The sequence below is a fragment of the Streptomyces sp. YS-3 genome, from assembly GCF_045257485.1.
Lineage (GTDB): Bacteria > Actinomycetota > Actinomycetes > Streptomycetales > Streptomycetaceae > Streptomyces.
This window is the reverse complement of sequence record NZ_JBJHPC010001161.1, coordinates 1-688: the sequence shown is the minus strand read 5'-3', so window position 1 is coordinate 688 and position 688 is coordinate 1. Positions and strand designations below refer to the sequence as shown.

The following is a 688-nucleotide window of genomic DNA, read 5'->3' as shown; positions in this document are numbered from 1 at the left end:
CGCCCGGGCGGCCCCCGCCGCGCCGGTGCCGCCCGGGCGAACTCGGTGATCAGGCGGCGCGTCACCGACGGGGCGAGCAGCGCGTCCCCGGAGGCCACCACCCGTACCCCCTCGGCCAGTTGGCGCGCGGACGCATCCTTCAGGAGGAAGCCGGAGGCGCCCGCCCGCAGCGCCTGGTACACGTACTCGTCGAGGTCGAACGTCGTCAGCACCAGCACCCGCGCCCCCGCGTCCGCCGCCACGATCTCCCGTGTCGCCTCGATCCCGTTCATCTCGGGCATCCGGATGTCCATCAGGACGACGTCCGGGCGCAGCTCGCGGACCTTGGCCACCGCCTCCCGGCCGTCGACCGCCTCGCCGACGACCTCGATGTCCTGCTGGGCGTTGAGCAGGACCGAGAAACCCTCCCGGACCATCATCTGGTCGTCGACGATCAGGACGCGGATGCCCGTACCGGCGTTCACGTTCGCGCTCATGCCTCCACCTGCTCCGCTCGCTCGGCCGCCGCGTCCCCCGCGACGGGGACGAAGACCGCGACCTCGTAGCCGCCGTCCGCCGTCTCGCCCGCCGTCATCTCGCCGTCCAGCATCGCCACCCGCTCCCGCATCCCGGTGATCCCGTGGCCGCTGCCGGGCGAGGCGGGGGCCGCGCCGGTCGGCGGACCGTTGACGACCCGCAGGCCCACCCC

Annotated in this window: 1 protein-coding gene and 1 pseudogene; both read right to left on the bottom strand. The window is 74.4% G+C overall.

Going from position 1 to position 688, the window contains the following annotated elements; all coding sequences use genetic code 11:
- Positions 1 to 476, bottom strand: a 476-nt coding sequence (locus ACJA3G_RS38095) for a response regulator transcription factor (protein WP_406557562.1), incomplete at its 3' end; no start/stop codon positions are given.
- Positions 473 to 688, bottom strand: a pseudogene (locus ACJA3G_RS38090) (two-component sensor histidine kinase); the annotation flags it as partial. The gene ACJA3G_RS38095 and the pseudogene ACJA3G_RS38090, both read right to left, overlap by 4 nt.